This window comes from Streptomyces sp. NPDC007808, assembly GCF_042868655.1.
Taxonomy (GTDB): Bacteria; Actinomycetota; Actinomycetes; order Streptomycetales; family Streptomycetaceae; genus Streptomyces.
On the sequence record NZ_JBIAEQ010000003.1, the window covers coordinates 582,611 to 607,404 of the forward strand.

The following is a 24,794-nucleotide window of genomic DNA, read 5'->3' on the forward strand; positions in this document are numbered from 1 at the left end:
ACATTACGTCAACACCGCGGACAGAAGCAAATCGCTGATCATCGCCCGGCTCACGCCGACAGTTCCTCCCGCAGCGCGTCCCGTAGCCGAGCCGCCCGCTTCGCGACCTCCTTCGGTCCGAGCGCCACCGCCCGGTCCGCCCAGCGCTGCCCCTCAGCCAGCTCTCCGCGACGCGCGTAGACCAGGGCCAGCCGCAACGCCGACCGCCCGTGCCCGGCGTCGGCCGCCCGCGTCCACCACATCGCCGCCTCCGGCTCACTCCCCTCCCGGGCGAGCAGCAGCCCCAGATTGAACGCTCCGTTGCGCGACCCGGCCTCCGCGGCCTCCCGGTACCACCGTGCCGCCTCCACCACGTCGCCCCGAGCCGCGGCCAGCATCCCCACCCGCACCATCGCCCGCCGGTGACCCTGGGAAGCCGCCCGCTCGTACCACTCCTCGCACTCGGTCTTCTCATGCACCGACTCGCCGAGCTCGTGCGCGGGCTCCGGCGGCCGCCGGGCGTCCAGCAGGGTCGCCAGCCGGTACGCCGCCTCCGCGCTGCCGGCGCCGGCCGCGCACCGCAGATGCCGCTCCGCCTCCGGCTCGTCCCCGTCCCGCAGCCGCGCGATGCCCACCTGGAGCGCCGCCTCGGAGTGCCCGGCGGCGGCGGCACGCTCGTACCACCGCAGCGCGGCCCGCTCCTCGCCCCGCCCGGCGTGCAGGATGCCCAGGTTGAACGCGGCGTCCACGCTGCCCGCCTCCGCGGCCTTGGAGAACCAGGGCTCGGCGCCGGTCACGTCCCCGCCCTGCAGCAGCAGGATCGCCAGCGCGTTCGCCGCCTCACGGTGTCCCGCGTACGCCGCCCGCCGGTACCACTGCTCGGCCTGCGGGGTGCGCCCCTGCTCGGCGCAGAGCAGCCCGAGGTTGTACGCGCCGTTCACGTCCCCTGCGTCCATCGCGGCCCGGTACCACCGCTCGGCCGTCTGCGTCTCGCCGCGCTCGGCGTGCAGCGCGCCCAGCGCGTTGGCCGCGTTGCCGTCGCCGTCCTGCGCGGCCCGCAGCCACCACACGGCGGCGCTCTCGGTGTCCCCCGCGTCCCGCAGCAGGAACCCGAGCGCGCAGGCGGCCCGCGCCTCCCCGTCCTTCGCGGACGTCAGGTACCAGCGCCCGGCCTCCTTCAGCTCCCCGCGCTTCTCCAGGATCGCCCCGAGATGCAGCGCGGCCCTGCGGTGCCCGCGCGCGGCGGCCTGCCGATACCACTGCTCGGCCTCCTCCAGCAGCGACGCGTCCGCGGCGACACCGTTGTCAGGCCCGTCCTCGCCCGCACGCACCGCCTGCCGGTCCAGCGCGCGCGCCAACCGGTACGCCGCCTCACGGTGCCCGCGCTCCGCGGCGGCCCGCATCCACTGGCGGGCCCCGGCGTCGCCGCGGTGCTCCAGGAGATCGGCGAGGGCGTACGCGCCCAGCACATGGCCCTGCTCGGCGGACTGGCGCAGCCAGTACTCGGCGGCGGGCTCGTCGCCCCGCTCGCGGTGATGGCGTCCCAGCGCGTGCGCGGCTGCCGCCGACCCCGCGACGGCGGCGATCCGCCACCAGCCGGCCGCCTCGTCGGCGTACCCGCGCTGATGCAGCAGGACTCCCAGGTTGTTGGCGGCGGCCCGATCCCCGGCTGCGGTGGCGGCGCGCAGATGAGGCTCGGCGTCGTCCAGATCACCGCGCCGCAGGAGCATCGCCCCGAGCACACTCATCGCCTCGACATCACCGGCCTCGGCGGCGAGCCGCTGCCGCGCCACCTCTGCGGCCTCTCCCGCCTCGTCCCGGTCCGTCGGCCGGTCGAGGGCGAGGTCGCCCTCTTGCTGTGCGACGTCCCCCGCCGGCTGCACGAAATCGCCCGTCGGCTGCTCAAAGTCGGCAGGCTGCACAAACCGCCCTGTCTCCAACAGAGTTGCCTTGTCCCCCATAACGTCCATCGTCGCACCACCTGCAACCTGGGTACACCTCGTATACCGCAGCCAGTGAGGTCACTTCAGCGTTTTGTCGACATGCCCACAGAGAGACAAGTCAAACACAGTTCTGCCAACTCCCCGCAGTGGCACGACCGTCCCGCCCTCCGGCACATGCGTTCGCACACGCCGAAGGCCCGGATCCCTTGTCGGATCCGGGCCTTCGCTGTCGTACGAATTTCTCGTCGACTTCAGTAGCGGGGACAGGATTTGAACCTGCGACCTCTGGGTTATGAGCCCAGCGAGCTACCGAGCTGCTCCACCCCGCGCCGTTGCTTTGCAACCGTATCACGGCGCGGGGTGGGCTTTTCGATCAGCCGGCGTCCCTACCTTCCGGTGGGGCTGCCGGACGGCTTCGGACTCGGGCTCGCTGCGCCGTCACCGGCGCCGCCCGTGCCCTTGTCCGCCTGCTCCTGGGCGTCCTCGGCCCGCTGCAGCGCCTCCTGGAGGTCCTCCTGCGCCCGGCCGTACGCCTCCCAGTCGCCCTTCTTCAGAGCTTCCTGGCCGGCGTCGAAGGCCTTCTGGGCGTCGTTGAGCGCCTCCTGGACCGTCGGGTTGGTCGACGTCGGCGGAGGCGGCGTGGTGCCGCCCTCCTCCTCGCCCTCGTCCGGTGGCTCGGGGGTCGCGCCCTCGGCTCCGAAGACCTTGCTGAGCGCTTCGTCGAGTGTGTCCTCGAAGGCGGTGGCCCCGCCGTAGGTCACCAACACCTTGCGCAGCAGCGGATACTTGAGGCCGCCACCGCGCACGTAGACCGGCTCGACGTAGAGCAGGCCGCCGTCGAGTGGGACTGCCAGCAGATTGCCGTACTCGACCTCGGAGTCGCCACCGCTCAGCAGCCTGATGGTCTCGGCGATGTTCTGCTCGGAGTTGAACTGGCTCTGGACCTGACTGGGGCCGTTGACCGTGGTGTTGGTCGGCAGTTTCAGGATTCTGATCTTGCCGTAGTCACTGGTCCCCGCCTCGGCGTCGACCGCCACGAAGGCGCTGAGGTTGTCCCGTCCACTCGGCGTGAGCGTCGTCGTCAGCGAGAACGCCTGCGCCTTCTGGTCGGGCATCTTCATGCTCAGGTAGTACGGCGGCACCGCGCTGCCCGACTTGTTGGTCGGGTCGTCCGGAACCTCCCAGACCTCGCTGCCGCTGAGGAACGTCGTCGCGTCCTTCACGTGGTAGCGGGTGAGCAGCTCACGCTGGACCTTGAACAGGTCCTGCGGGTAGCGCAGATGGGCCATCAGATCCTGGGAGATCTCGCCCTTGGGCTTGACCGTGTCCGGGAACGCCTTCATCCAGGTCTTCAGGACCGGATCCTTGGTGTCCCACTGGTACAGCTTGACCTCGCCCGTGTAGGCGTCGACCGTCGCCTTCACCGAGTTGCGGATGTAGTTGACCTGGTTCTGCTGGGCCACGACCGCACGCTGGTTGTTGTTCGCCGTCAGCGAGTCGGCCGTCGTGTCGCCGAGGGTCGTGCGGGACGAGTACGGATAGCCGTTCGTCGTCGTGTACGCGTCGACGATCCACTGGATGCGGTGGTTGACCACCGCCGGGTAGGCGTCACCGTCGATGGTCAGCCACGGGGCGACCGCCTCGACGCGCTCCTTGGGCGTGCGGTTGTACAGGACGCGCGAGCCTTCTCCGATCGCACCGGAGTACAGGATCTGCGGCTCGCCGAACGCCAAGGCGTACGCGGCCCGGTTGACCGGGTTGGACAGGCTGACGCCGCTGTCGCCCTTGTAGCTGTAGGTCTTCTCACCACTGTCGTCGGAGTAGTCGATCTCCTTCTGGGGACCGCCGACGATCGAGTACATGGTGGTCTTCTCGCCGTAGTAGACCCGCTGCTCGTACGTCCCGAGATCGCCCTTGGACGGCAGGTCGGACTCGGTGAAGTCCGGCCGGCCCTGGGAGTCGGCGCTGGTGCCCTCGGCGGCGACCACGCCGTAGCCGTGGGTGTAGCGGAAGTGGTCGTTGATCCAGTTCCGCTTCGGGATGCCGTTGAGGTTGATCTCGCGCAGACCGATGACCGTGTCCTGGTCCTTGCCGTCCTTGCTGTACCGGTCGACGTCCAGGTTGGTCGGGAACGCGTAGTAGTTCCTGATCTGCTGGAGCTGCTGGAAGGTCGGCGAGACGATGTTCGGGTCCATGATCCGGATGCTCGCCGTGGCGTCCACGTCGTCGCGCAGCTGGGTCTTGTCCTCGGTCTTGCTGGTGCCCGGGTAATCGGTGACCTTGGTTCCGTCGATGCCGTAGGCCTCGCGCGTCGCCTTGAGGTTCTTCTCGACGTACGGCGCTTCCTTGGCCTGCTCGTTCGGCTGGACCTGGAACTTCTGGACGATCGCGGGGTACAGGCCGCCGATGAGGATCGCCGAGAGCACCATCAGGCCGAAGCCGATGACGGGCAGCTGCCAGGTGCGCCGCCACAGGGTGGCGAAGAACAGCAGCGCGCAGATCACGGCGATGCAGAACAGGATCGTCTTGGCCGGCAGATAGGCGTTGGCGTCGACGTACCTGAGTCCGGTCCAGTTGTCGGTCGCCTTGAAGTCGCTGGACTTCACCGCGAGTCCGTACCGGTCGAGCCAGTACGCGATCGCCTTCAGCGCGACGAAGATGCCGAGGAGGACCGACAGATGGCCGGTGGCCGCGGCCGTGGCACGGGCGCCGGGGCTGGTGATGCGCAGCCCGCCGTACAGGTAGTGCGTCAGCGCGGCGGCGATCACGGAGAGGATCACGGCGGCGAAGCCGAAGCCGAGCAGGAACCGGTACCAGGGCAGGTCGAAGGCGTAGAAGGAGACGTCGAGCTCGAACTGCGGGTCCTTCTCACCGAAGGACACGCCGTTGACCCACATCAGCCAGGTCCGCCACTGGCTGGAGGCGGAGGCGCCGGCGATCAGGCCGACCAGCGCCGTGATCGCGATCAGCAGCCACTTCTTGTACGGCGCGATGCCCATGCGGTAGCGGTCGAGACTCTGCTGCTCCATGGACATGGCGCTCAGCGGCGGGCGCAGCCGGTGCGCCAGCCAGATGTTGAGGCCGACCGCGAGGGCCATGAGCAGGCCGAAGACGAAGAAGAGCCCGATCTTCGTCCACAGTGTGGTGGTGAACACGGACGAGTAGTTCACCGACCGGTACCACAGCCAGTCCGTCCAGAAGCCCGCGAACATGGTGAAGGCCATGCCGAGGACGGCGAGGACGCCCAGTGTCATGAGCAGGGTCCGGACGCGCCGGGACGGGCGGCCCACTCTCATCCGTGGCCCGGTCGGGCCTCCGCCGCGGTCCGGCATCTGGAAAGCCAAGGTTCGCACCCCGAAGTTCGCTGTTGATCCGTCAGGCCCGCGTCTTCGTGGACCCTCCGTGGCCCCCCGTGATCGTGGGCCCACACCTATGCAACTTACTCACCCTTTACTCGGTTCCCGATTCCGGTCAGGAACGAGGCAGGATTGTGACCATGTCCAACACTCCCATGGCGGCGAGCCCGCTGACCCGGGCGGTCCTTGAGATCGACGAGTACGCCTCCGGTCTCGGCTGGGACCAGCCCGCCCGCCTCTTCGCCCTCGTAGACACCGCACGGTTGCGCACCCAGGAACCCGGGCTCGCTGCCCAGCTCGGCCTGGGGGACGAGCAGGAGTCCTCCGGCCTGACCCCGATCGAGCAGGACGAACTGCCAACGGGCAAGCCGCTCGACGAGTTCCTGGGCACGATCGCCTGGCCCGACGCGGTGGTGGGCTGCGCGCTCACCGTCGAGCGCCTGATGCTGCCCCCGTCCGCCGAGGCCCAGGTTCCGCAGGGGCTGAGCGAGGCCAAGCTCACCAAGTGGGTGGCGGAGCACCCGGACCGCCAGGAGGTCCGCATGACGGTCGCGGTGCTGCGCGACGGAGCCCGCGAGTCCGCCCTGCGGCTGCGCGAGAAGGACACTCCGACCGAGGTCCTGACCGGCCCTGACCTGGTGCCCGGCCTGGCGGAGGCCCTGGCCGCGACGTTCGCGGACTGAGCTCTTCCGGCACGGCGACGATCTTGCGCCGGTACGGCGGTGGGGGCGCCCCTGAGGTGAGGGGCGCCCCCACCGCCGTACCGCGTCCGGTGTTCAGCTCTTGGCCGTGCAGCTGGGCAGGTCGGCGGTGTCGCCGGAGCGGATGTCCTTCAGCGCGCCGAGGGCGTCGTCCATGGTGCCGACCTTGACCAGGGTGAGCCCTTCGGGGACGTCCCTGGCGGCGGTCGCGCAGTTGTCGGCGGGCGTGAGGAAGTACTGCGCGCCCTTCTCCCGGGCGGCGATGGTCTTCATCTCGATGCCACCGATGGGGCCCACCTTGCCGGCGTCGTCGATGGTGCCGGTGCCGGCGACGAACTTGCCGCCGGTGAGGCTGCCCGGGGTGAGTTTGTCGTAGAGCCCGAGCGAGAACATCAGGCCGGCGCTGGGCCCGCCGACGTCGGCGAGCTTGATGTCGATGGTGAACGGGAAGGTGTGGTCGGTCCCGGCGGAGATGCCGACGATGGCGCGCTTGGTGCCGCTGTCGTCGGACTGGGCGGTCCTGATCGTGACCTTCTCGGTCTTCGTCGGCGTCCTGCGCTCCTTCTCGGCGGCGACCTGCTCCTTCGCCGGCACGATGGTGAAGACGACGTCCTGCCCCGGCTTGTGCTTGGTCACCAGCTCGGCGACGTCCCCGGGCTTCTTCACCGCCGTACCGTCGACGGCCTTGATCACGTCGCCGGCGTGCAGCTCGCCCTCGGCGGGGCTGCCCTTGACGACCGTCGAGACGATCACCCAGCTCTGCACGGGGATGTCCAGCGCCTTCAGGGCGGCGACCTTGGCGCTCTCCTGGGACTGGCTGAACTCCTCGGCGTTCTCCTGGGTGGACTCCTCCTCGGTCTTGCCGTCCGGGTAGAGGGTGTCGTGCGGCACGACCTTGTTGTCGTGCGCAAGCCACCCGTACACGGCCTCCACCAGGTTCATCTTGTAGTCGGCGCTGGTGACCCGGACGGTGGTCATGTTGAGGTGCCCGGTCGTCGGATAAGTCTTGCGCCCGGAGATCTGCAGCACCGGCTCGCCGTCGTGCTCGCCGAGGGTGTTCACCGTCGGCCCCGGGGACATCTCCGCGTACGGCACGGGGATGAAGACTCCCGCGCACAGGAGCGCGATCAGCATCAGGGTGGAGGCGAGCATCGTCGCGGTGCGGCGTGGCATGCCAAGACAGTACGTGACACTCCTGTCAGTGCCCCGTCAGGGCCGCTGAACCAGGCTCCTGATCATGTGCGCGACGGAGGCTTCTCCATGGCCGCACGGAACCGGGCATAGCCGTCGAGCTCCGGCCCGTCACCTCGTACCCTCCGGGTGCGGTGGGCCCAACTGCCCCACAGACCAGCGCCGATCGCAGCCACAAGCGGAATCAGCAACCAGGCGAGCGCCGCCATGCCGTCCTCCCATCCCCAATGAGTGACCGCAACTGACTGATCAGCAGATTAACCACTGGCACTGACAACGCTCACGCCAGGGGTGCGGTTACGCAACCGGAGTGGGATGGACGGGTAGGACGCGGACGTCAGCAGGCGCCGACCCACTCCTCGGTGCCGTCCGAGAACCGCTGGTGCTTCCAGATGGGCACCTCGTGCTTGAGGTCGTCGATCAGCTTCCGGCATGCCTCGAAGGCCTCACCGCGGTGGGGGCAGGAGACCGCGACGACCACGGCGAGATCGCCGACCTTCAGCTCGCCGACCCGGTGAACGGCCGCGAGGGCCCGCACCGGGTACTCGGCGACGACCTTCTCGGCGATGCGCCGCATCTCGGCCTCGGCACTGGGGTGGCACGAGTATCCGAGCTCGTCGACGTCGGCACCCCCGTCATGGTTGCGCACGGTTCCCACGAACAGCGCGGTCCCGCCGGCGGCGGCGTCCCCGACGGCCTGGAAGACCTCGTCCACGGAGAGGGCCGTCTCGCGTATACCGATGAGCTTGACGGGGTTCTGAGCGCCCTGCTCGCCGGGGTGGTCGTTGGTAGATGCCATGGCCCCATCGTGCCCCACGCGCGCGAGGACGGGGAATAGCGTCATCGCCCGGCACACACGTGTGCCGGTTTGGAGCCTTCTACATGGTGTGAGGTTCCCGCGGCCGGGAGGCGGGCCCACGCGCCGACCCGGGCCGTGGCCCTCTCAGATCCGCCGCCGAGCCTTCCGCGCCCGTCGCACCACTGCCGCCGCGCCCAGCAGGGCGACGGTCGCTCCCGCGGCACCGGCCGCCGTCGCGTCCTTGCGCCCGAGCCTGCGCCCGGCGACGGTGTGCCGTCCGGCGACCTCCTCCAGCAGTTCCTCGAGAACTTCCTCGTTGGTCCACTGCGGACGCCACCCGGCGTCATGGAGCCGGCTCCCGCTCACCACCCAGGGGTACATCGTGTAGGCCAGGTCACCGGCCGGGGAGGGGGTCAGCCCGATCCGGTGCAGCCGGGCCGCCGCACCCAGGGCGACCGCCGACGGCAACTCCATGCGCCGGATCCCGCTGAGCTCCTCGACCTCCTCCTGTTCCAGCCATCCGTCGCATCCCACGGCGAGTTCCCCGTCGACCTTCTCCAGGACGGCGTACTCCAGGGCGCTGCACAGGTCCTCGACGTGGCAGAACTGCCAGGCGGGCCGCGAACCGGCGACGACCAGCAGCCGAGGCGACTCGAAATACCTGGTCAGCGCGGTGTCGGTGCCTCCGACCAGCACGGCCGGGCGGACGACGGTGACATTGAGCCCGGGGTGGGCCCGAGGCGCCCTGCGCGCGAGACGCTCGATCTCCAGCAGGTCACCGACTCCGGTGGCCTCCGCGGTCGCCCGGAGCTCGGCGTCCTCGGACAGCGGAAGCTCGTTGTCGGGCAGCGCTCCGTAGACCATCGCGGAGGTGCACAGCACGACCCGGTGGATCCCGGCCGCCGCCGCGGCCGTCAGCACGGTCTGCGTCCCCCGGACGTTGTAAGCCGTCCGGGCGGCCGGATCCGTCTCCAGATCGAGGTCGAGCGCCAGGTGCACGACCACGTCGGCACCCCGCAGCTTGTCCGCGATCGCCGGGTCCCGGACATCCAGGATGTGCCACTGCGCCTCGGCGCACTCGCCGCGCCGCTCGTCGATGGCGATGACCTGCTTGACCTCGTCCGACGCCGCGAGCCGCTCGGTGAGCAGCGCGCCGATGCCGGAGGCGGCACCGGTCACGGCGACGACGGGCCCGCGCGCGGCGGCAGGGGTTGACCGGTTTCGCGCTGCGCGAACCTGCGGATCAGGGGAACTCACCGGGCGTCTCCTGCGGTTGTCTTCAGTACGTGCGCGAGTGACGCGTACGTACCAGGTGGCATCCATCCTGCCGCAGGCAGAGAGTCGGCGAAGCACCGAGGCCCGAACGGCTCGCGGTGTCTACGCTGGGTGGTGTTATCGGGCAGTCGCGCCGCCGGTACCAGCCGGTGGCCTTACCAGCCGAGGAATCCCGTGAGTGACACCCCATTCGGATTCGGCCTTCCGCCGGAGGAGCCGGACGACGGCGACGAGGGCAAGAAGAAGGACCAGCAGAGCGGCGGTGGTCAGGGACCGGCCAACCCGTTCGGTTTCGGCGGGCTGCCCGGAGCCGGGGGCTTTGGCGGCCCGGGCGCCGACAATCCCTTCGCAGCCATGTTCGGTTCGCTCAACCCCAGCGACCTGGGCGCAGCATTCCAGCAGCTGGGGCAGATGCTCTCGTACGAGGGCGGCCCGGTGAACTGGGACATGGCCAAGCAGATCGCCCGCCAGACCGTCTCCCAGGGCACCGCGGACGGCACGAAGGACGCCAGTGTGGGCCCGGCCGAGCGCAACGCGGTCCAGGAGGCCGTCCGCCTGGCCGACCTCTGGCTGGACGACGTGACGTCCCTGCCGTCGGGCGCCGGGTCAGCCGTGGCCTGGAGCCGCGCGGAGTGGGTCGAGGCGACCCTCCCCGCCTGGAAGGAGCTCGTCGACCCGGTCGCCGAGCGTGTGGGCACCGCCATGGGCGACGTCCTGCCGGAGGAGATGCAGGCCATGGCCGGCCCGCTGATCGGCATGATGCGCTCGATGGGCGGCGCCATGTTCGGCACGCAGATCGGGCAGGCCGTCGGCGTGCTCGCGGGCGAGGTCGTCGGCTCGTCCGACATCGGCCTGCCGCTCGGCCCGGCCGGCAAGGCCGCGCTGCTGCCGGTGAACATCCAGTCGTTCGGCAAGGACCTGAGCGTCCCCCAGGAGGAGGTGCGGCTGTACCTCGCCCTGCGCGAGGCCGCACACCAGCGCCTGTTCGCCCACGTGCCCTGGCTGCGCTCGCATCTGTTCGGCGCGGTCGACGGCTACGCGCGCGGGATCAAGGTGGACACGGCCAAGCTGGAGGACGTGGTCGGCCAGTTCGACCCGCAGAACCCCGAGCAGCTGCAGGACGCCCTTCAGCAGGGCATGTTCCAGCCCGAGGACACCCCGGAGCAGAAGGCAGCCCTGGCCCGTCTGGAGACCGCTCTGGCCCTCGTCGAGGGCTGGGTCGACGCCGTGGTCCACGCGGCCGCCAAGCCCCGCCTGTCGTCGGCGGACGCCCTGCGCGAGACGCTGCGCCGACGTCGCGCCTCGGGTGGACCGGCGGAGCAGACGTTCGCCACGCTGATCGGGCTGGAGCTGCGCCCGCGTCGTCTGCGTGACGCCTCCCGGCTGTGGGCCTCGCTCACCGACGCGCGCGGCGTCGACGGCCGGGACGCCCTGTGGCACCACCCGGACATGCTGCCGACGGCCACCGACCTGGACGACCCGGACGGTTTCGTGCACCGCGAGCAGATCGACTTCTCCGAGCTGGACAAGATGCTCGGCGAGGCGGCGGACGGCTCCGCCGGGAAGCCGAACCTGAACAAGGACGACGACTCCAAGGGCGACGACACCGAGTGAGCCTGTACGACGACGCGGTCCTCGTGCTCAAGGAGTACGGGGACCAGGAAGAGTTGCGCCAGACGTACCTGGAGCACTTGGAGACCCATCCGGACGGCATGTGGAAGGCCTGCGGCGACGGGCACATCACAGCGAGCGCGCTGGTGATCGACCCCGCGCGCGAGCGAGTGCTGCTGACGCTGCACAAGAAGCTGCGCATGTGGTTGCAGATGGGCGGTCACTGCGAGCCGGTCGACGAGTCGCTGGCGGCGGCCGCCCTTCGCGAGGGCACCGAGGAGTCGGGCGTGGCGGGACTGTCGCTGCTGCCGGGCGGCCCGGTGCGCCTGGACCGTCATCGCACGCCGTGCGCCTGGCACCTCGACGTCCAGTACGCGGCGCTCGCTCCGGCCGGCGCTGTGGAGGCGATCAGCGACGAGTCCCTCGACCTGCGCTGGTTCGCCTATGACGAGGTCGCGGACGTCGCCGACGAGTCGGTCGTACGGCTGCTGGAGGCGGCGCGGGCGCGGCTCGCGACCCTTGCCTGAGGTGACGGGTGCCTGAGATGACACCGGTCGGCTGAGAAGCCTGACGTATGTGTAAGGGGCGACCGCCGTGGCGGTCGCCCCTTACGTCTGCTTTCCGGACGGTCAGCTCCAGACGTTGCCCTGGTTCTGTCCCCGGGCCCCCTGCTGGCCCATGCCGTACTGCGCGGCGAGGCCCGAGCCCACCTGGGCGTTCTGCGGTGGCAGCAGCTCGCTGGGCTGGACGATCGCGTAACCGCTGCCCATGAAGCTGAGCTCCCAGCCCTCACCGGTGTTGCCGCGGCGCCGCCACACCCCGGAGGAGTGGGTCTGTGCCTGCATCTGGACACGCAGGCCGGTCGACCAGGCGACGATCGCGTCCGCGTCGCAGTTGACGTACTTGTCGGGCGTCACCTGCATCATCAGCGGCATGCCGGAGGTCATGAGGGCGACCTTGCCGCGACCGGTGATGTTGAGCTGGTACTTGCCGGAGCCGGAGATGCCGTAGAGGCTGTCGACGGCGATCACCTCGTGGTGGAGCGAGGACTCCATCGCCAGCACATAGCTGCTGTCGACGGTCAGCCCGTCCTGGTCCACGTCCACCAGGTGCACGTGCTGCTTGAGGTTGGCGAGGTAGACCGTGCCCTGCCCGTGGCAGCGCATCAGGTCCAGGCCCTCACCGGTCTGCGCACGCGCGCGTCCCTGCTGGTTGCTCTGGAACTCGGCGTCGAACTCGACCAGTCCCTGGTAGGCGACCATCGTGCCCTTGCGGGCGAGGATGTCGTCGTGGCCCTCCAGGTTGATGCGGAGCATCTGCTTGTTCTGCAGGCTCCAGCGCTCCTGGGTCTGCTGGTCGTTGTAGGCGAAAAGCGGGCTCTGCATGGCTTTCTGGCTCCCCCTCAGCCCCGGACCCGGAGGCGGTCGGTGCTGTCCTCGCTGGGCTGGACTACGACGATGCCCTGGCCGGAGAAGGCCATCTGGTAGGCCTCCCCACTGCCCCGGCCGATGAGCGACTGCGCCTTGAAGCTGCGCTTGCCCTTCACCTTGAGGTTCGGCGACCAGGCGACGAGCGCGTCGGGGTCGACGTAGGTCTCGTCCTCGCCGCCGCCGCAGTCGACGACGATCGGCTTGCCCCGGGAGGTCAGTGCGACCCATCCCTGCCCGGAGATCCTGGTGTTCCACAGGCCCTGCCCGGCGAACTTCGCCAGGCCCTTCACGCGCTCGACGCCCCACGTCAGGTGGGCGTCGAAGGCGAGCAGGTTGGTGGCGTTGACGGAGATGCCGTCGCCATTGAGGTTGATGACGACGACATTGGCGCCGTAGTCGGCGAGGTAGAGCAGGCCGTCGCCGGAGCACTTCATCAGGGGCGCGCCCTCACCGGTCATCCAGTCCTTGGCGATCTGGCGAACGGCCGGCGGGTTCGGCTCGTACTGGACGAAGCCCTCGTAGGCGACCATCGAGCCCACGCGCGCGAGGAGGTCGTTCCCGGTCTGCATGGCGACCTTCAGCATGTGGTTGCCGTGGTTCTCCATGCGGGCGGTGACGGGTGCGGGGGCGTAGCCCGCGAGCGGCTGGTTCATGACGGGCTCTCCCTCAGATCTCGTAAGGCTGGACGACGATGAAGTTGCCGGGCGCGCCACGGAACTGGAGGTTCACGCTCTCGCCGGTGTCGCCCGGGTAGGCGTTGCGGCGCATCCGAACCTGGCTGGAGACGACCACCTGGGAGGCGGCCGACCAGGCGACGACCGCATTGCAGTCGGCGAACGTCGTGGGCGTGACCGGGAGGACCACGGGCGTGCCGTGGGTCTTCACGACGATCGTGCCGGTGCCCGTGAACTGCATCGTGAACAGCGCGCCACCGGGGATGCCGTGGCCCTCGATGCGGCGGATCTCGTACTGGAGGCTCTCGTCGAAGGCGAGGACGTTCTCCGCGGAGACGCAGATGCCGTCGCCCTGGAGCTCGATCGGGTGCAGCATCGTCGAGTTCTCGGCGAGGAACACCTGGCCCTGGCCCGTACAGCGCATCAGCTGCATCTCCTGGCCGGTCGCGTTGCCCACGATCCGGCCGGCGAACCCGGCGCCCTTGTAGCTGAAGTCGACCTTGCCCTGGTAGAGCACCATGCTGCCCTGCCGGGCCAGCACGGGATGCCCGCCGATACCGAGGTCCACCCGGACCAGCTTCTTGTTCTGCTGCGTCCAGCGCTGACCGGTGGGCGTCTCCTTGAACTGCTGGAGCGCCGCAGCCACGCCGGGGCCCTGGGGCGCCCCCTGCGGGGCACCCTGCGGAGCTCCGTGGGGGGCCTGCTGGCCCGGGACCTGACCGTAAGGGGGCTGCTGGCCGTAACCGGGGGGCGGGGTGGGCTGGCCGTAGCCGGGCGGCGGAGCCGGGGCCTGGGGTGCCTGGGGTGCCTGGGGCTGGCCGTAGCCGGGGGGCGGTGGGGCGGTCGGGGCGGTGGCCTGGCCGTACGGCGCCTGCTGCCCGGGCTGGCCGTACGGCTGCTGCTGGCCCGGCTGGCCGTAGGGCGCGGGCGCCGGCGCGGGAGGCGGCGGGGTGCCGCCCGGCGGCGTCATGGGCGCGACGATGGTGGGCTGGGCGTGCACCGAGGGTGCGGGCACCTGCGACGGGGGCGGCGGGGTGGATCCCGGCGGGGGCGCGAAGCCCTGGGCGGCGGGCTGCGGTGCGGGCGCGGCCGGCGTAGGTGCGGGCGCGGGGGCCGGTGCGGGAGCCGCTGCGGGGGCCGGTGCCGCCGGGGCGCCGAACGCGGGCGGTGCCGCGGCCTGGGCGGGCGGCGCGAAGCCGGGAGTCGCGCCGGTCTGGGGCTGCTGCGGGGCGGCCGGCGCCTCTTCCTCGGCGACTTCGCCGCCGAAGTTCCTCAGCAGCGCGTCGAGGCCGCCGTCGAAGCCCTGCCCGACGGCGGCGAAGCGCCAGACGTCCTTGAGGTAGAAGTCACCCAGCATCACCGCGCGCTCGGTGGAGAACTCCGAGCCGTTGAAGGCGTACCGGGCCACCTCCTCGCCGCCCGCCACGATGCGGATGTATCCGGGGTTGATCTGCGACATCTGTCCGGCGCCGTCGATCGTCGCCGTGAAGGACAGCTTCTGGATCTGCGGGGGGATCTTGTCGAGCGTGACCCGGAAGGACTCCGTGTCGCCGGCCTGGGCGCCCAGGAGCTGAATGGACTCCTCGGGGGTCTTCGGCTGGTTGAAGAAGACGAAGTAGCGGTCGTCCGAGAGCCGTTCGTCGGCGTCGAGACCGAAGCAGCTGATGTCGAAGGTCAGCCCTGGAGCGGAGATCTGCACGCCTACGTACAGATCCGTGCCCGCGGTGAGGTCACTGATCCGGGCCTTGTGGCCGCGTTGGAATTCCCTGGCCATGCGTAACGACCGTCCCCCATCCCGAGTGTGAGTGCGTCGCGCCAGGCTAACGGCAAACTCCGACATCGGACGAAGCCGGTACAGACCCGGTACACAACGCGTGCCCGGCCGGAACGGAAGCACTGCCTCCGCAGGGGCCCCGGCGGTGTCTCAGCTCGCGGTCACTCGCCGCGCGCGACGGGCACATGGGGCAGTCGCTCGGCGGCGACGACGCCTTCGAGGTAGCCCTTCGCCCGCTCGGTGCGCGGATACGCCTCCAGCAGCCGCCAGAAACGGGGCCCGTGGCCGGGCACCAGCAGATGGGCGAGCTCATGGAGGAGGACGTAGTCCACGACGTACTCCGGCATCCCCTGCAGGCGGTGCGAGAGACGGATGCTGCCCTCGGCCGGTGTGCACGAGCCCCAGCGAGTGTTCTGGTTGGTGACCCAGCGCACCGACCTGGGCCGGGCGCGGCCGTCGAAGTACTGCGCCGACAACTGCTCGGCACGCTCGGCGAGTTCGGCGTCGCCGAGGACCTGCTTGCTCTCCTGGGCGGCCAGCTTGTCGAGCATGACGTTCACCCAGCGCTGCTCCTCCGCCTCGGACATCCGGGCGGGGATGAGCACAATGGTGCGATCGCCCTCGCGGTACGCCGAGACCGTCCGGCGGCGCCGGGCGCTCCTGCGAACCTCGATCACGCTCGCCCCCGAGCCGCCCGAGGGCGGGCTCGTCGTACTGCGCTGTGGGGTTCCGGCGCGGTGCAGTGGGTCGGCGGACACGCCCCGACGTTACCCGCTGCACACGGGGGAAGTCCCGACTCCGGAACGGTTCGATGCCGATCCCCCACCGAGCGTTTGATTTGTACGACGAATATCCACCGCCTGTGGACAACTTCGGACGACGAGCGGCGCTCCAGGGCATGCTGGCTGTGGCCGGCGGGGCTGCGACCGAGCGCCACCGGCAGACGGGGGCGTTCCACGACGGCTACGGGGGCTCGTTCATGCATGCGGCGATTTCATCCGCTTCATCACGTTCATCCACTTCATCGGGTTCATCGACTTCATGGACCTCATCGACTTCATCCGCTTCATCGGCTTCATCGTCTTCACCGGCTTCACCGGCTTCGACCGCCGCAACGGAATCGGCGGCTTCCATGAGTACGGCGAACATGCCAGCAAAACCGGATGTGTTGGACACATTGGGCACGTTGGACGCGTCGGACTCGCCGGATGCGCCGGACTCGTTGACCACCTCGGGCTCCGCACGGTCGGCGACCATGGTGGCTCCGCTCATGAAACCCGCGCTCAGGCGCGGATGGCGTGACCTCAACACCGTGCAGTTCGGGATGGCTCCGGCACACGCGATGACGCTGGGCCCGGTGGACACGGCGACGGGCAGCTTCCTCGACCTGCTCAATGGCACGCGCGGGATGGAGTTGCTGCGCGAAGAGGGCCGCCGCATGGATCTGCCGGACGGCCATGTCGACGAGTTGGTGCGGCGACTGGCACGGGCCGGACTGCTCGACGACGCCAAGGGCGGCGGCCCGGCCGCCGACGCGCTGCGCCGCAAGGAGGAAGTCCTGGACCGGCTGCTCCCCGATCTGGCCTCACTGTCCCTGACCACGTCCGAGCCTGGCGAGGCGATCGGCCGCCTGATCGCCCGCCGCTCCGCCCGGGTCCAAGTGAGGGGCGCCGGCCGGGTGGGGGCGATGGTGGCCTCCCTGCTGTCGGGCGCGGGAGTCGGCGAGGTCGACGTGCGCGACGTCGGCCGTGTCGAACCGTGGGACGTGGGACCGGGCGGACTGCCCGCCGAAGCGGTCGGCGACCGCAGGGACGAGGCCGCGCGACGGGCCGTGCGGCGCGCGGCACCCGATCGGCCACCGCGCCGCACTCCGCACTCATCACCTGGGCACGAGTGTGCGGGTCACTCCCTTGTGATCATCGCCCCCCGGGACGACGTCGCCGTGCACGCCCCCTCCCCCTCGGCGGCCGAACCTCTCATCACTTCCGGCACGCCCCATCTGTACGCGGGCGTCGTGGAGGGAACCGGTGTGGTCGGCCCGTTCGTCCTGCCGGGCGAGACCGGCTGCGCGGGCTGTCTCCACGAGGGTCGCGCCGATCGGGATCCGGTCTGGCCGCGCCTTGTCGCGCAGTGGCGCTCGGGGGCGGGGAGGACGCGCCATGTGCGGCCCTGTGACCTGGCTCTCGCCACCACGGTCGCCGGGCTGGTGGCCGCGCACGCCCTCGCTTTCCTGGACGGCCGCGTTCCGTCCAGCGTTGGTGCACGCTGGGAGGTGTCACTACCCGGTCTGAGCTGGCATGCCCGGCCGGTGTGGGCGCACCCCGCATGCCCGTGCGGCGCCGCGGAGAAAGGTGAGGGAGAACACCCCTCCGAGGACGAGGACTCGCACGAGACAATGGCGGAACAAGGGCCGTCGTCCGGGTCACGCCGCAAGGCGGACGCGGAGCGGCCGGCTGGGACCTGGAGGGCGCATGTCTGATCTTCCCCGCAAGGCGGTCACGCGTACCGCCAAGCTCGCCGCGCTTCCCCTCGGCTTCGCCGGGCGGGCGACCTGGGGACTGGGCAAGCGGATCGTCGGCGAGTCCGCGGAGCTCGTCGGCCGCGAACTGCAGCAGCGCACCGCCGAGCAGATGTTCAAGGTGCTCGGCGAGCTCAAGGGCGGCGCGATGAAGTTCGGCCAGGCCTTGTCGGTCTTCGAGTCCGCGCTGCCCGAGGAGATCGCCGGCCCCTACCGGGCGGCGCTCACCAAGCTGCAGGAAGCGGCACCACCGATGCCGACACGCACCGTGCACACGGTGCTGGCGGAGCGGCTCGGCGAGGACTGGCACGACCTGTTCCTGGAGTTCGAGGACAAGCCCGCGGCGGCGGCGTCCATCGGCCAGGTGCACCGCGGCGTGTGGCACGACGGCCGTGAGGTGGCGGTCAAGGTGCAGTACCCGGGTGCCGGTGAGGCCCTCCTCTCCGACCTGAACCAGCTGAGCCGTTTCGCGCGGCTGCTGGGCCCGCTGGTCCCCGGCATGGACATCAAGCCGTTGATCACGGAACTCAAGGACCGCGTCTCCGAGGAACTGGACTACGGCCTGGAGGCACAGGCCCAGCAGGCCCACGCGGAGGAGTTCGCCGACGACCCGGACGTGGTCGTGCCCGCAGTGATCCACCACTGCGACCAGGTTCTGGTCACGGAGTGGATCGACGGCATTCCGCTTTCCGAGGTGATCTCCGGCGGAACCCAGGAGCAGCGTGACCGCGCCGGCCAGCTCCTGGCACGCTTCCTCTTCTCCGGCCCGGCCCGCACCGGCCTGCTGCACGCCGACCCGCACCCCGGAAACTTCCGCCTGCTGCCGGGCGGCCCGGACGGCGAGGACGACTGGCGACTCGGAGTTCTGGACTTCGGTACGGTCGACCGCCTCCCGGGGGGCCTGCCGGACCCCATCGGTGACTCCCTGCGCATGACTCTGGACGGCGAGGCTGATGCCGTCTACGAGCTGCTGCGCACCGAGGGCTTCGTCAAGGAATCGATCGACCTGGAGCCCGACGCCGTCCTCGACTACCTCCTGCCGATCATCGAGCCGGCCCAGGTCGAGGCGTTCACCTTCACCCGCGGCTGGATGCGCAGCCAGGCCGCCCGGGTGGCCGACCCCCGTTCCCCCGCCTACCAGTTGGGCAAGCAACTCAATCTGCCGCCTGCCTACCTCCTCATCCACCGTGTGACATTGAGCACCATCGGCGTCCTGTGCCAGCTGGGCGCAACGGTACGACTGCGCGAGGAACTGGAGGAGTGGCTGCCGGGGTTCGCGCCGGAGGCGATGACGGACGAGGAGGACTCCGCGGCGGAGGCCTGAGAGCCGTACGGGCCTACCACCAGTCGGAGTCCAGTCGCCCTTCGATCGCCCTCAGGTTCTCCCGGGAGCAGGTGTCGCAGAAGTAGTGGCGTTTGCCGTTCTCCACGGAGAAGGTCCAGGTGGGTTGCGGGAGCTCGGCCCGGGTGCCGCAGCGGGCGCACACGAGGAGCTGAGGTTCTTCGGCTGAGCCGCCGTCGTCACCGGCTCCGGAAGGACTCGTCACTCGGCGACGATAACGCCGCCGCGGCTGATCGGCGGGCCCAACGCACCGCGGGGGCCAGCCCGTTCGCACGGACCGGCCCCCGCGGGGAGTGGCTGCCTTCGAGGCGTGATGGTCACCGCCTGGCGGTGGGCGACTACTGCATGACCGCCATGGCGAGCGCGCGGCGGGCACGCAGCGAGGCGCGCTCGGCCTTGCGCTGCATGCGGCGAGCGGACGCCAGGCGCACGGCCCGGCGTTCCCGCTCGGCCTCGTACTGTCGCTCGTGCATATGCGCACGTGCGAGGGCTTCTTGGATGAGTTGCATCTCTCGGGTCCTGTTCTTACGCGAGTCGTTCGCGCCAGTGGTGGTGAAGTCTTCGGGCGTGGAGCCCGCTGGTTCGTGGGTGGACGGCTTCATCGGGGCCTGCTTCTGGGGATCGTGCGTGAGGGGGCGGTCGATTGTTCCTGCGATGTTCATGCCGTGACCGGGTTCTTGCGCGGGCGGCCACGCGGCCGCTTCCGGGCGACGACGACACCCTGGACGAACAGCTCGCCACCCCAGACGCCCCAGGGCTCACGCCGCTCCTTGGCGCCGGCGAGGCAGGCCTCCATCAGCGGGCAGGTGCGGCAGAGGGACTTGGCGTACTCGACGTCCGCCGGCGACTCGGCGAAGAAGACCTCCGGGTCGTAGGAACGGCAGGGGACGGGTACGCCGAGGTTCTCGATGGCGTCGTCGAGCGCGGTGAGCGCGGTGAGCGGGGTCAAGGTGGAGTCCTCCGTGAGGCCGGGCTTGGGGATCGTGTCTGAGGGCGGTACGGACGGGGCGTGCGCTTCGAGTTGCACGGTTCGTCTTCCTCGTCTGGTCGTTCCGGCCCTGTTGGGCCGGGTGGCGGCTGGTACCGGGTTTTTTCTTGTCCCGAGGCCCCTTCACTCCGTCATCCCTGTTCAGGGACAAACAGAAGGGCCGCGGATCCCGGATGGGGTTCCGCGGCCCTGAAGGCGCCGGCCTGATCGGCGATCAGGCTGGATCACTCCAGGGTTCTGGCCCACGGAAGGCCCACATCAGGTGGTGCTGCGTCGTCTGCTTCCGGAATCCGGCACCGGTCGCCGTAAAGGCATAGGCCTGCGCCTGTGCCGCTACTGCCGCTTCCAGTGCCTTGGTCGGTCGCTCATTGCGCTCACGGACGGGAAGGCCCGCGAGGGACAGGGAGGACGCCGGACGGACGGCACGAATGCCGGACAGACCGGTGCCCTGGTCCGAGGCGCCGAGCATGCACAGGGAGGCGACGACCGAGCGATCGGTCATTTTGGCGGTGCTGATGGAGCTGGTGTTGATGCTGATCACTGGACTCGCCTCCTCTCGGCGTATCGGGGGACTGGGGTGAACCAGTCCGGCGGGTATGCAAGTACATCACGGAATTGGGGCCTCCGAGAAGGCCTCCGTTCCCGTGGCTAAGAACCTATGGGGATTGCCGGGGCATGCGCAAACTATTTTTTCGACGAGTTCGCTTCATTCCCCTTCCACTCTCTCACCGAGCGCCTGACCAGCACAGATGGCCAGGACATCGGATCCGTAGCGGTCCAGTTTGCGTTTCAGGACGCCGGGGATGGCGGACAGTTCGACCGGAGTAGTTGGCTCCGCTTCGGCGATCGCCATCAGCGTCCGGTCCGTGAAGACGCAGAAGTCCGGCTGCCCGCTCAGCCGGGCCTGGACCGCGCGCCACTCCCGGAGCCGTTCGTAGAGGCCCTCGTCCATCTCGGAGGGACAGTCCTCGCAGCGCATCAGCTTCATCTCGCCGGCGTCGGTGAGGGTGCGTCCGCAGACGCGGCAGCGGGCCGGGGTGCGCTTCATCCGTCTCGGGGCGACATCCGGCCTGCTCGTGAAACCGCGCTCGACACCGCCGCCCCGGCCGGCGGCGGAGCGGCCGACGGTGGCGGCCGAACCGGGACGCAGGCCGTCGAGAAAGCGGCTGGGGCGGCGGTTGGGCCGACCGCCGGGCGCGCGCGTCAGCGCCCACGAGACATGGAGGTGCTGCCGGGCACGGGTGACACCGACATAGAGGAGGCGGCGTTCCTCCTCGACCTGTTCGTCGGTCCTGGCGTAGGTGATCGGCATCATGCCTTCGGCGACTCCGACCAGGAAGACGACATCCCATTCCAGGCCCTTGGCCGAGTGCAGGGAGGCCAGGGTGACGCCCTGCACGGTCGGGGCGTGCTGGGCGTTCGCCCGTTCGTCGAGTTCGGCGACGAGGTCGGCGAGGGTGGCACCGGGTTTGGCGGCGGCGAAGTCCTGGGCGAGGTTCACCAGGGCGGCGAGCGACTCCCAGCGCTCTCTGACGGCACCGGAGCCGGCCGGGGGCTGGGGTGTCCAGCCTTCCGCCGACAGCACGGCTCGTACCTGCGAGGGCAGGTCGACGGCGTCGTCGAGAAGTGAGTCGTTGCCGCCGAAGCGGGCCGCGCCGCGCAGGGCGATGCCGGCCTTGCGCACCTCGGGCCGGTCGAAGAACCGCTCGGCGCCGCGCAGCTGGTAGGGGACGCCCGCGTCGGCGAGGGCCTGTTCGTAGGTCTCGGACTGGGAGTTCGTACGGAACAGGACGGCGATCTCGCTGGCTGGGACGCCCTCGTCCATGAGTTCCCGGATGCGACGGGCCGCGCCCTCGGCCTCGGCGGGTTCGTCGGTGTACTCGGTGTAGAGGGGTTCGGGGCCGGGGTCGCGTTGTGACACCAGTTCCAGGCGGTGGTCGGCGGCGCGGCCGCGGGCCTGGGCCAGTAGACCGTTGGCGAGGTGGACGACCTGGGGTGTGGAACGGTAGTCGCGGACCAGCTTGACGACCGTGGCACCGGGGTGGCGGATACGGAAGTCGAGCAGGTGGTCGGGAGTTGCTCCTGTGAACGAGTAGATCGTCTGGCTGGCGTCGCCGACCACGCACAGGTTGTCGCGCTCGCCCAGCCACAGCTCCAGCAGGCGCTGCTGGAGCGGGCTGACGTCCTGGTACTCGTCGACCACGAAGTGCTGGTACTGGGAGCGGACCTGATCGGCGATGTCGTGCCGGTCTTGGAGGATGCCGACGGTGAGCAGCAGGACGTCTTCGAAGTCGATGAGCGAGCGGTCTCGCTTGAGGTCCTCGTAGACGTTGTAGAGCTGGGCGATCTCGGCCGGGTCGCGGGGGGACTCGCGGCCCGCCTTCGCGGCGGCGAGCGCGTAGTCGGCAGGGACGGTCTGGGTGACCTTGGACCACTCGATCTCGGCGGTGACGTCCCGCAGCTCGTTGCGGTCGAGGCGGATGCGGCAGGCGGCGGCCGCATCGGCGACGAGCTGGATCTTGCGGTCGACGAGCCGGGGCATGGAGCCACCGACGGCTTTCGGCCAGAAGTACTGGAGCTGGCGAAGGGCTGCCGAGTGGAAGGTGCGGGCCTGCACCCCGGCGGCGCCGAGCTGGCGCAGCCGGCCGCGCATCTCTCCGGCGGCGCGGTTGGTGAAGGTGACGGCGAGCACGCTGGAGGGCTGGAGGATTCCGGCACGGACTCCGTAGGCGATGCGGTGGGTGATCGCCCGGGTCTTGCCCGTACCGGCGCCCGCGAGCACGCACACCGGACCGTGCAGGGCGGTGGCGACCTCGCGCTGCTCCGGGTCGAGCCCGTCGAGCACCGCGTCGGCAGTGTCCGGTGCCTGCGGGAAGAGGGTGGAGTGCGTTGCTGCTGTCACACCGCCATGCTGCCAGGTCCCCCGAGACGGCTGCGCCGGTTGTCCACAGGCAGGCCTTGATAGTCGTACTGATGCGGCAGGCGTCACGGAGCGGCCATACCCCGGGTGGGAATGGAGGCCGGATCCCGTACGTTCCCTCATTGGACGACCTGGTTTCCCCGAGCAACCCTAAGGAGCGCGCGAGACATGCAGGGCACTGTGACGATGTACAGCACCACGTGGTGCGGCTACTGCCAGCGGCTGAAGAAGCAGCTGGAGCGCGAGGGCATCGCGTACACCGAGATCAACATCGAGCAGGACCCCGAGTCCGCGGCATTCGTCGAGAAGGCGAATGGCGGAAACCAGACGGTTCCGACTGTTCAGATCGTGCCCTTGGGCGGTGGCTCCGAGGTCGTGATGACCAACCCGAGCCTGGCCCAGGTGAAGCAGGCTCTCAGCGCCTGACCGACGGCAGCGACCGGCCCTCGCCCGACACACGTCGGCGGGGGCCTCGTCGATGCCTCGTTGATCAACAACGGGCTGCTGATCGGTGATCGAAGCCGCCACCGGCACGCAGACGCCGAGCAGCGGGCAGAGCTGCGGCTGATCGTGGCGGACTGCCGACGCACCACCAGGGTCGCGTCCGCGGTGCCGTCCCCCTGCCCGGCTGCCCCCTGCGCAAGCGCCGTCCTTGCGGCGGCCTCTTCGGTCGCCTTGCGAGTCCCGTGCCGGGTACGTGCTCAGGGTCCGTCTGGTCGTGGTTTGTCCCACACGACTGTGTAGCGCCACAGCAGTCGGCGGCGGAAGCGGCAGCCCGGCAGGAGCCGCAGTGCCGCCTGCCGGACTTCGCCCCAGTGCATGCTCGAATCCTCGACGGGCATGTCGACAGGGCCTGCCTCACCGCCTCGCCGACAGGTCTCCAACAGGTTCACCGGGACACCGCAGCAGCTGATCACCCAGTCCAGCGGCGTCCTGTCGTACGCCATGCCGACGATCACCAGGCGGCCTCCGGGGGCCAGCAGCCGTACCAGGCGACCGACGGCCTTCTCGAACGGCGCGTGATGGACCACGGCCACAGCGCTGACGAAGTCGTAGGCGCCCTCGGGGAGGATGCCTTCCTCCAGGTAGTCACCCTCCACGTACGTGACGTCGCCGGGCGGCTGCTCCCTCGCGAGGCGGATCATCCGCGCCGAACGATCCACGCCCGTCACCGACGCCGCCCTGGTCGCCAGCTTCCGCGCGAGCAACCCGTCACCGCAGCCCACGTCCAGAGCCGCGCCGCAGTCTTCGGGTACGGCGGCCAGGACCGCGCGGTGGTAATGGACGTTGTGGTTCCAGTACGGGTCGGGCATCGATCTGGTGCCCGTCAGACGCTCCTCGTCGGCAGCGGCTTACCGTACCACAGCTCGATCAGTCGGGCCGCGATCGAGATGCCGTACGGAGGCAGGACCTCGCCGGATTCGAAGGCGGCGCGCAGTTCCTCACGGGAGAACCAGCGGGCCTCGTGGATCTCGTCGCCGTCCACGTCGACCTCGGTGGTGGTGGCGCGGGCCATGAAGCCCAGCATCAGGCTGGAGGGGAACGGCCAGGGCTGGCTGGCGACGTACTCGACCGGCCCGACGCTGACGCCGACCTCCTCGTGGACCTCGCGGCGTACCGCCTGCTCGATGGACTCGCCGGGCTCGACGAAGCCGGCGAGCGTCGAGAAGCGGCCCTCGGGCCAGTGGACCTGACGGCCGAGGAGAATGCGGTCGTCCTCGTCGGTGACGGCCATGATCACGGCGGGGTCGGTGCGCGGGTAGTGCTCGGCACCGCACGCGGGGCAGCGGCGGATGTGGCCGGCCGCGGCGATCACGGTGCGTTCACCGCATCGGGAGCAGAAGCGGTGGGTGCGCTGCCAGTTCTCCAGACCGACGGCGTGCACCATGAGGCCGGCGTCGCGCGGCGAGAGCAGCAGGCCCGCCTCTCTCAGGCCGGCGGGGCGCGCGGACTGGTCGATACGGCCGGGCAGGGCGTCCTTCTGGAGGGCGAAGTAGCTGACGCCGTCCTCGTCGATACCGAGGAAGTAGCGGTGCGCCTCGGTGAGGGGGGCCTCGAACGAGGGGGTCGTGACGAGTTCGGTGCGTCCGTCAGCCGTCTCGTCGATGAGGACCTGGCCGCCGGAGACCACGAAGCACCGGGTCGTGGGGTGGCTCCATGCCGCCGCGAGCCAGGCCTCGTCGAGCCGGTGGTGGGCGGCGCGGTCGATGCCGCTCGGGGCGGTGAGCGAGACGGGTCGGTCGGCGGTGTGGTCGGTCCAGGTGGTCACGGGTGCTTCCAACTCCCCCAGTGG

The 24,794-nt window shown here is 70.2% G+C and carries 23 protein-coding genes and 1 tRNA gene; 6 read left to right on the forward strand and 18 right to left on the reverse strand.

The annotated features are described in order from the left end of the window. Positions 1-50: 50 nt before the first annotated feature. The 3 genes from ACFYNL_RS14405 to ACFYNL_RS14415 all read right to left on the reverse strand — a co-directional run bounded on the left by ACFYNL_RS14405 (position 51) and on the right by ACFYNL_RS14415 (position 5,254). The gene (locus ACFYNL_RS14405; RefSeq protein WP_388801962.1) at positions 51-1,949 is read right to left on the reverse strand and encodes a tetratricopeptide repeat protein; all 1,899 of its coding nucleotides are present in this window, start codon (positions 1,947-1,949) and stop codon (positions 51-53) included. 228 nt (positions 1,950-2,177) lie between these two features. Further along, positions 2,178-2,251 (reverse strand) — tRNA-Met (locus tag ACFYNL_RS14410). Between the two features lie 57 nt (positions 2,252-2,308). Then, a complete protein-coding gene (locus tag ACFYNL_RS14415) occupies positions 2,309-5,254 on the reverse strand; it encodes a UPF0182 family protein (protein WP_388802717.1) in 2,946 nt (981 codons plus the stop codon). A gap of 164 nt (positions 5,255-5,418) precedes the next feature. Here ACFYNL_RS14415 and ACFYNL_RS14420 point away from each other — a divergent pair, with 164 nt between their 5' ends. After that, entirely contained in the window at positions 5,419-5,961 is a 543-nt protein-coding gene (locus ACFYNL_RS14420) for a PPA1309 family protein (RefSeq protein WP_388801965.1), read from the forward strand. A 93-nt stretch (positions 5,962-6,054) separates the two neighbouring features. Here the strand turns inward: ACFYNL_RS14420 and ACFYNL_RS14425 are convergent, their stop codons facing one another. The 3 genes from ACFYNL_RS14425 to ACFYNL_RS14435 all read right to left on the reverse strand — a co-directional run bounded on the left by ACFYNL_RS14425 (position 6,055) and on the right by ACFYNL_RS14435 (position 9,226). Then, a complete protein-coding gene (locus ACFYNL_RS14425; protein WP_388801967.1) occupies positions 6,055-7,152 on the reverse strand; it encodes a PDZ domain-containing protein in 1,098 nt (365 codons plus the stop codon). A 355-nt stretch (positions 7,153-7,507) separates the two neighbouring features. Continuing rightward, on the reverse strand, positions 7,508-7,969 hold the full coding sequence (locus ACFYNL_RS14430) for a molybdenum cofactor biosynthesis protein MoaE (RefSeq protein ID WP_388801969.1): 462 nt from the start codon (positions 7,967-7,969) through the stop codon (positions 7,508-7,510). Positions 7,970-8,113: 144 nt separating this feature from the next. Continuing rightward, positions 8,114-9,226, reverse strand: coding sequence for an SDR family oxidoreductase (locus tag ACFYNL_RS14435; protein WP_388801972.1), 1,113 nt, complete (start codon positions 9,224-9,226; stop codon positions 8,114-8,116). Between the two features lie 192 nt (positions 9,227-9,418). Between ACFYNL_RS14435 and ACFYNL_RS14440 the strand changes: the two genes are divergently transcribed. Together ACFYNL_RS14440 and ACFYNL_RS14445 are read left to right on the forward strand one after the other, a co-directional pair. Beyond that, complete coding sequence (locus ACFYNL_RS14440; RefSeq protein WP_388801975.1) at positions 9,419-10,858, forward strand: zinc-dependent metalloprotease; 1,440 nt, start codon at positions 9,419-9,421, stop codon at positions 10,856-10,858. Further along, positions 10,855-11,382 carry an NUDIX hydrolase gene (locus ACFYNL_RS14445; RefSeq protein ID WP_388801978.1) on the forward strand — a complete coding sequence of 176 codons (528 nt, stop codon included), beginning with the start codon at positions 10,855-10,857 and terminating at the stop codon, positions 11,380-11,382. Before ACFYNL_RS14440 ends, ACFYNL_RS14445 begins: the two co-directional genes overlap by 4 nt. A gap of 102 nt (positions 11,383-11,484) precedes the next feature. Here the strand turns inward: ACFYNL_RS14445 and ACFYNL_RS14450 are convergent, their stop codons facing one another. From ACFYNL_RS14450 to ACFYNL_RS14470, 5 genes are all read right to left on the reverse strand, one after another. Beyond that, a complete protein-coding gene (locus ACFYNL_RS14450; protein WP_388801981.1) occupies positions 11,485-12,240 on the reverse strand; it encodes an AIM24 family protein in 756 nt (251 codons plus the stop codon). Between the two features lie 17 nt (positions 12,241-12,257). Then, positions 12,258-12,938, reverse strand: a complete 681-nt coding sequence (locus ACFYNL_RS14455; RefSeq protein ID WP_019755019.1) for an AIM24 family protein — start codon at positions 12,936-12,938, stop codon at positions 12,258-12,260. A 13-nt stretch (positions 12,939-12,951) separates the two neighbouring features. Beyond that, complete coding sequence (locus tag ACFYNL_RS14460; protein WP_388801984.1) at positions 12,952-14,733, reverse strand: TerD family protein; 1,782 nt, start codon at positions 14,731-14,733, stop codon at positions 12,952-12,954. A gap of 161 nt (positions 14,734-14,894) precedes the next feature. Next, positions 14,895-15,491, reverse strand: coding sequence for a M48 family metallopeptidase (locus ACFYNL_RS14465; protein WP_388801989.1), 597 nt, complete (start codon positions 15,489-15,491; stop codon positions 14,895-14,897). Between the two features lie 205 nt (positions 15,492-15,696). Further along, on the reverse strand, positions 15,697-15,990 hold the full coding sequence (locus tag ACFYNL_RS14470; protein WP_388801992.1) for a hypothetical protein: 294 nt from the start codon (positions 15,988-15,990) through the stop codon (positions 15,697-15,699). Position 15,991: 1 nt separating this feature from the next. Here ACFYNL_RS14470 and ACFYNL_RS14475 point away from each other — a divergent pair, with 1 nt between their 5' ends. Further along, on the forward strand, positions 15,992-17,212 hold the full coding sequence (locus ACFYNL_RS14475) for a TOMM precursor leader peptide-binding protein (protein ID WP_388802720.1): 1,221 nt from the start codon (positions 15,992-15,994) through the stop codon (positions 17,210-17,212). Beyond that, positions 17,205-18,575, forward strand: coding sequence for an ABC1 kinase family protein (locus ACFYNL_RS14480; protein ID WP_388801995.1), 1,371 nt, complete (start codon positions 17,205-17,207; stop codon positions 18,573-18,575). The genes ACFYNL_RS14475 and ACFYNL_RS14480 overlap by 8 nt, the downstream gene beginning before the upstream one ends. 13 nt (positions 18,576-18,588) lie before the next feature. On the opposite strand, the gene ACFYNL_RS14485 is transcribed toward ACFYNL_RS14480, so the two are convergent. The 5 genes from ACFYNL_RS14485 to ACFYNL_RS14505 form a co-directional block, all read right to left on the reverse strand. Continuing rightward, positions 18,589-18,798, reverse strand: a complete 210-nt coding sequence (locus tag ACFYNL_RS14485; protein ID WP_388801998.1) for a hypothetical protein — start codon at positions 18,796-18,798, stop codon at positions 18,589-18,591. Between the two features lie 133 nt (positions 18,799-18,931). Further along, positions 18,932-19,255, reverse strand: coding sequence for a hypothetical protein (locus ACFYNL_RS14490; protein ID WP_388802001.1), 324 nt, complete (start codon positions 19,253-19,255; stop codon positions 18,932-18,934). Further along, on the reverse strand, positions 19,252-19,620 hold the full coding sequence (locus tag ACFYNL_RS14495; RefSeq protein WP_019754617.1) for a WhiB family transcriptional regulator: 369 nt from the start codon (positions 19,618-19,620) through the stop codon (positions 19,252-19,254). Before ACFYNL_RS14495 ends, ACFYNL_RS14490 begins: the two co-directional genes overlap by 4 nt. A 175-nt stretch (positions 19,621-19,795) precedes the next feature. Continuing rightward, entirely contained in the window at positions 19,796-20,122 is a 327-nt protein-coding gene (locus ACFYNL_RS14500; RefSeq protein ID WP_388802005.1) for a hypothetical protein, read from the reverse strand. A gap of 165 nt (positions 20,123-20,287) precedes the next feature. Then, positions 20,288-22,624 carry an ATP-dependent DNA helicase UvrD2 gene (locus ACFYNL_RS14505; RefSeq protein ID WP_388802008.1) on the reverse strand — a complete coding sequence of 779 codons (2,337 nt, stop codon included), beginning with the start codon at positions 22,622-22,624 and terminating at the stop codon, positions 20,288-20,290. Between the two features lie 45 nt (positions 22,625-22,669). Between ACFYNL_RS14505 and ACFYNL_RS14510 the strand changes: the two genes are divergently transcribed. Then, on the forward strand, positions 22,670-22,927 hold the full coding sequence (locus ACFYNL_RS14510) for a mycoredoxin (RefSeq protein ID WP_388802011.1): 258 nt from the start codon (positions 22,670-22,672) through the stop codon (positions 22,925-22,927). Positions 22,928-23,202: 275 nt separating this feature from the next. On the opposite strand, the gene ACFYNL_RS14515 is transcribed toward ACFYNL_RS14510, so the two are convergent. Together ACFYNL_RS14515 and nudC are read right to left on the reverse strand one after the other, a co-directional pair. After that, positions 23,203-23,814 carry a class I SAM-dependent methyltransferase gene (locus ACFYNL_RS14515; RefSeq protein WP_388802014.1) on the reverse strand — a complete coding sequence of 204 codons (612 nt, stop codon included), beginning with the start codon at positions 23,812-23,814 and terminating at the stop codon, positions 23,203-23,205. A gap of 14 nt (positions 23,815-23,828) precedes the next feature. Further along, positions 23,829-24,770, reverse strand: a complete 942-nt coding sequence (nudC, locus tag ACFYNL_RS14520) for an NAD(+) diphosphatase (protein ID WP_388802017.1) — start codon at positions 24,768-24,770, stop codon at positions 23,829-23,831. Between the last annotated feature and the right edge of the window lie 24 nt (positions 24,771-24,794).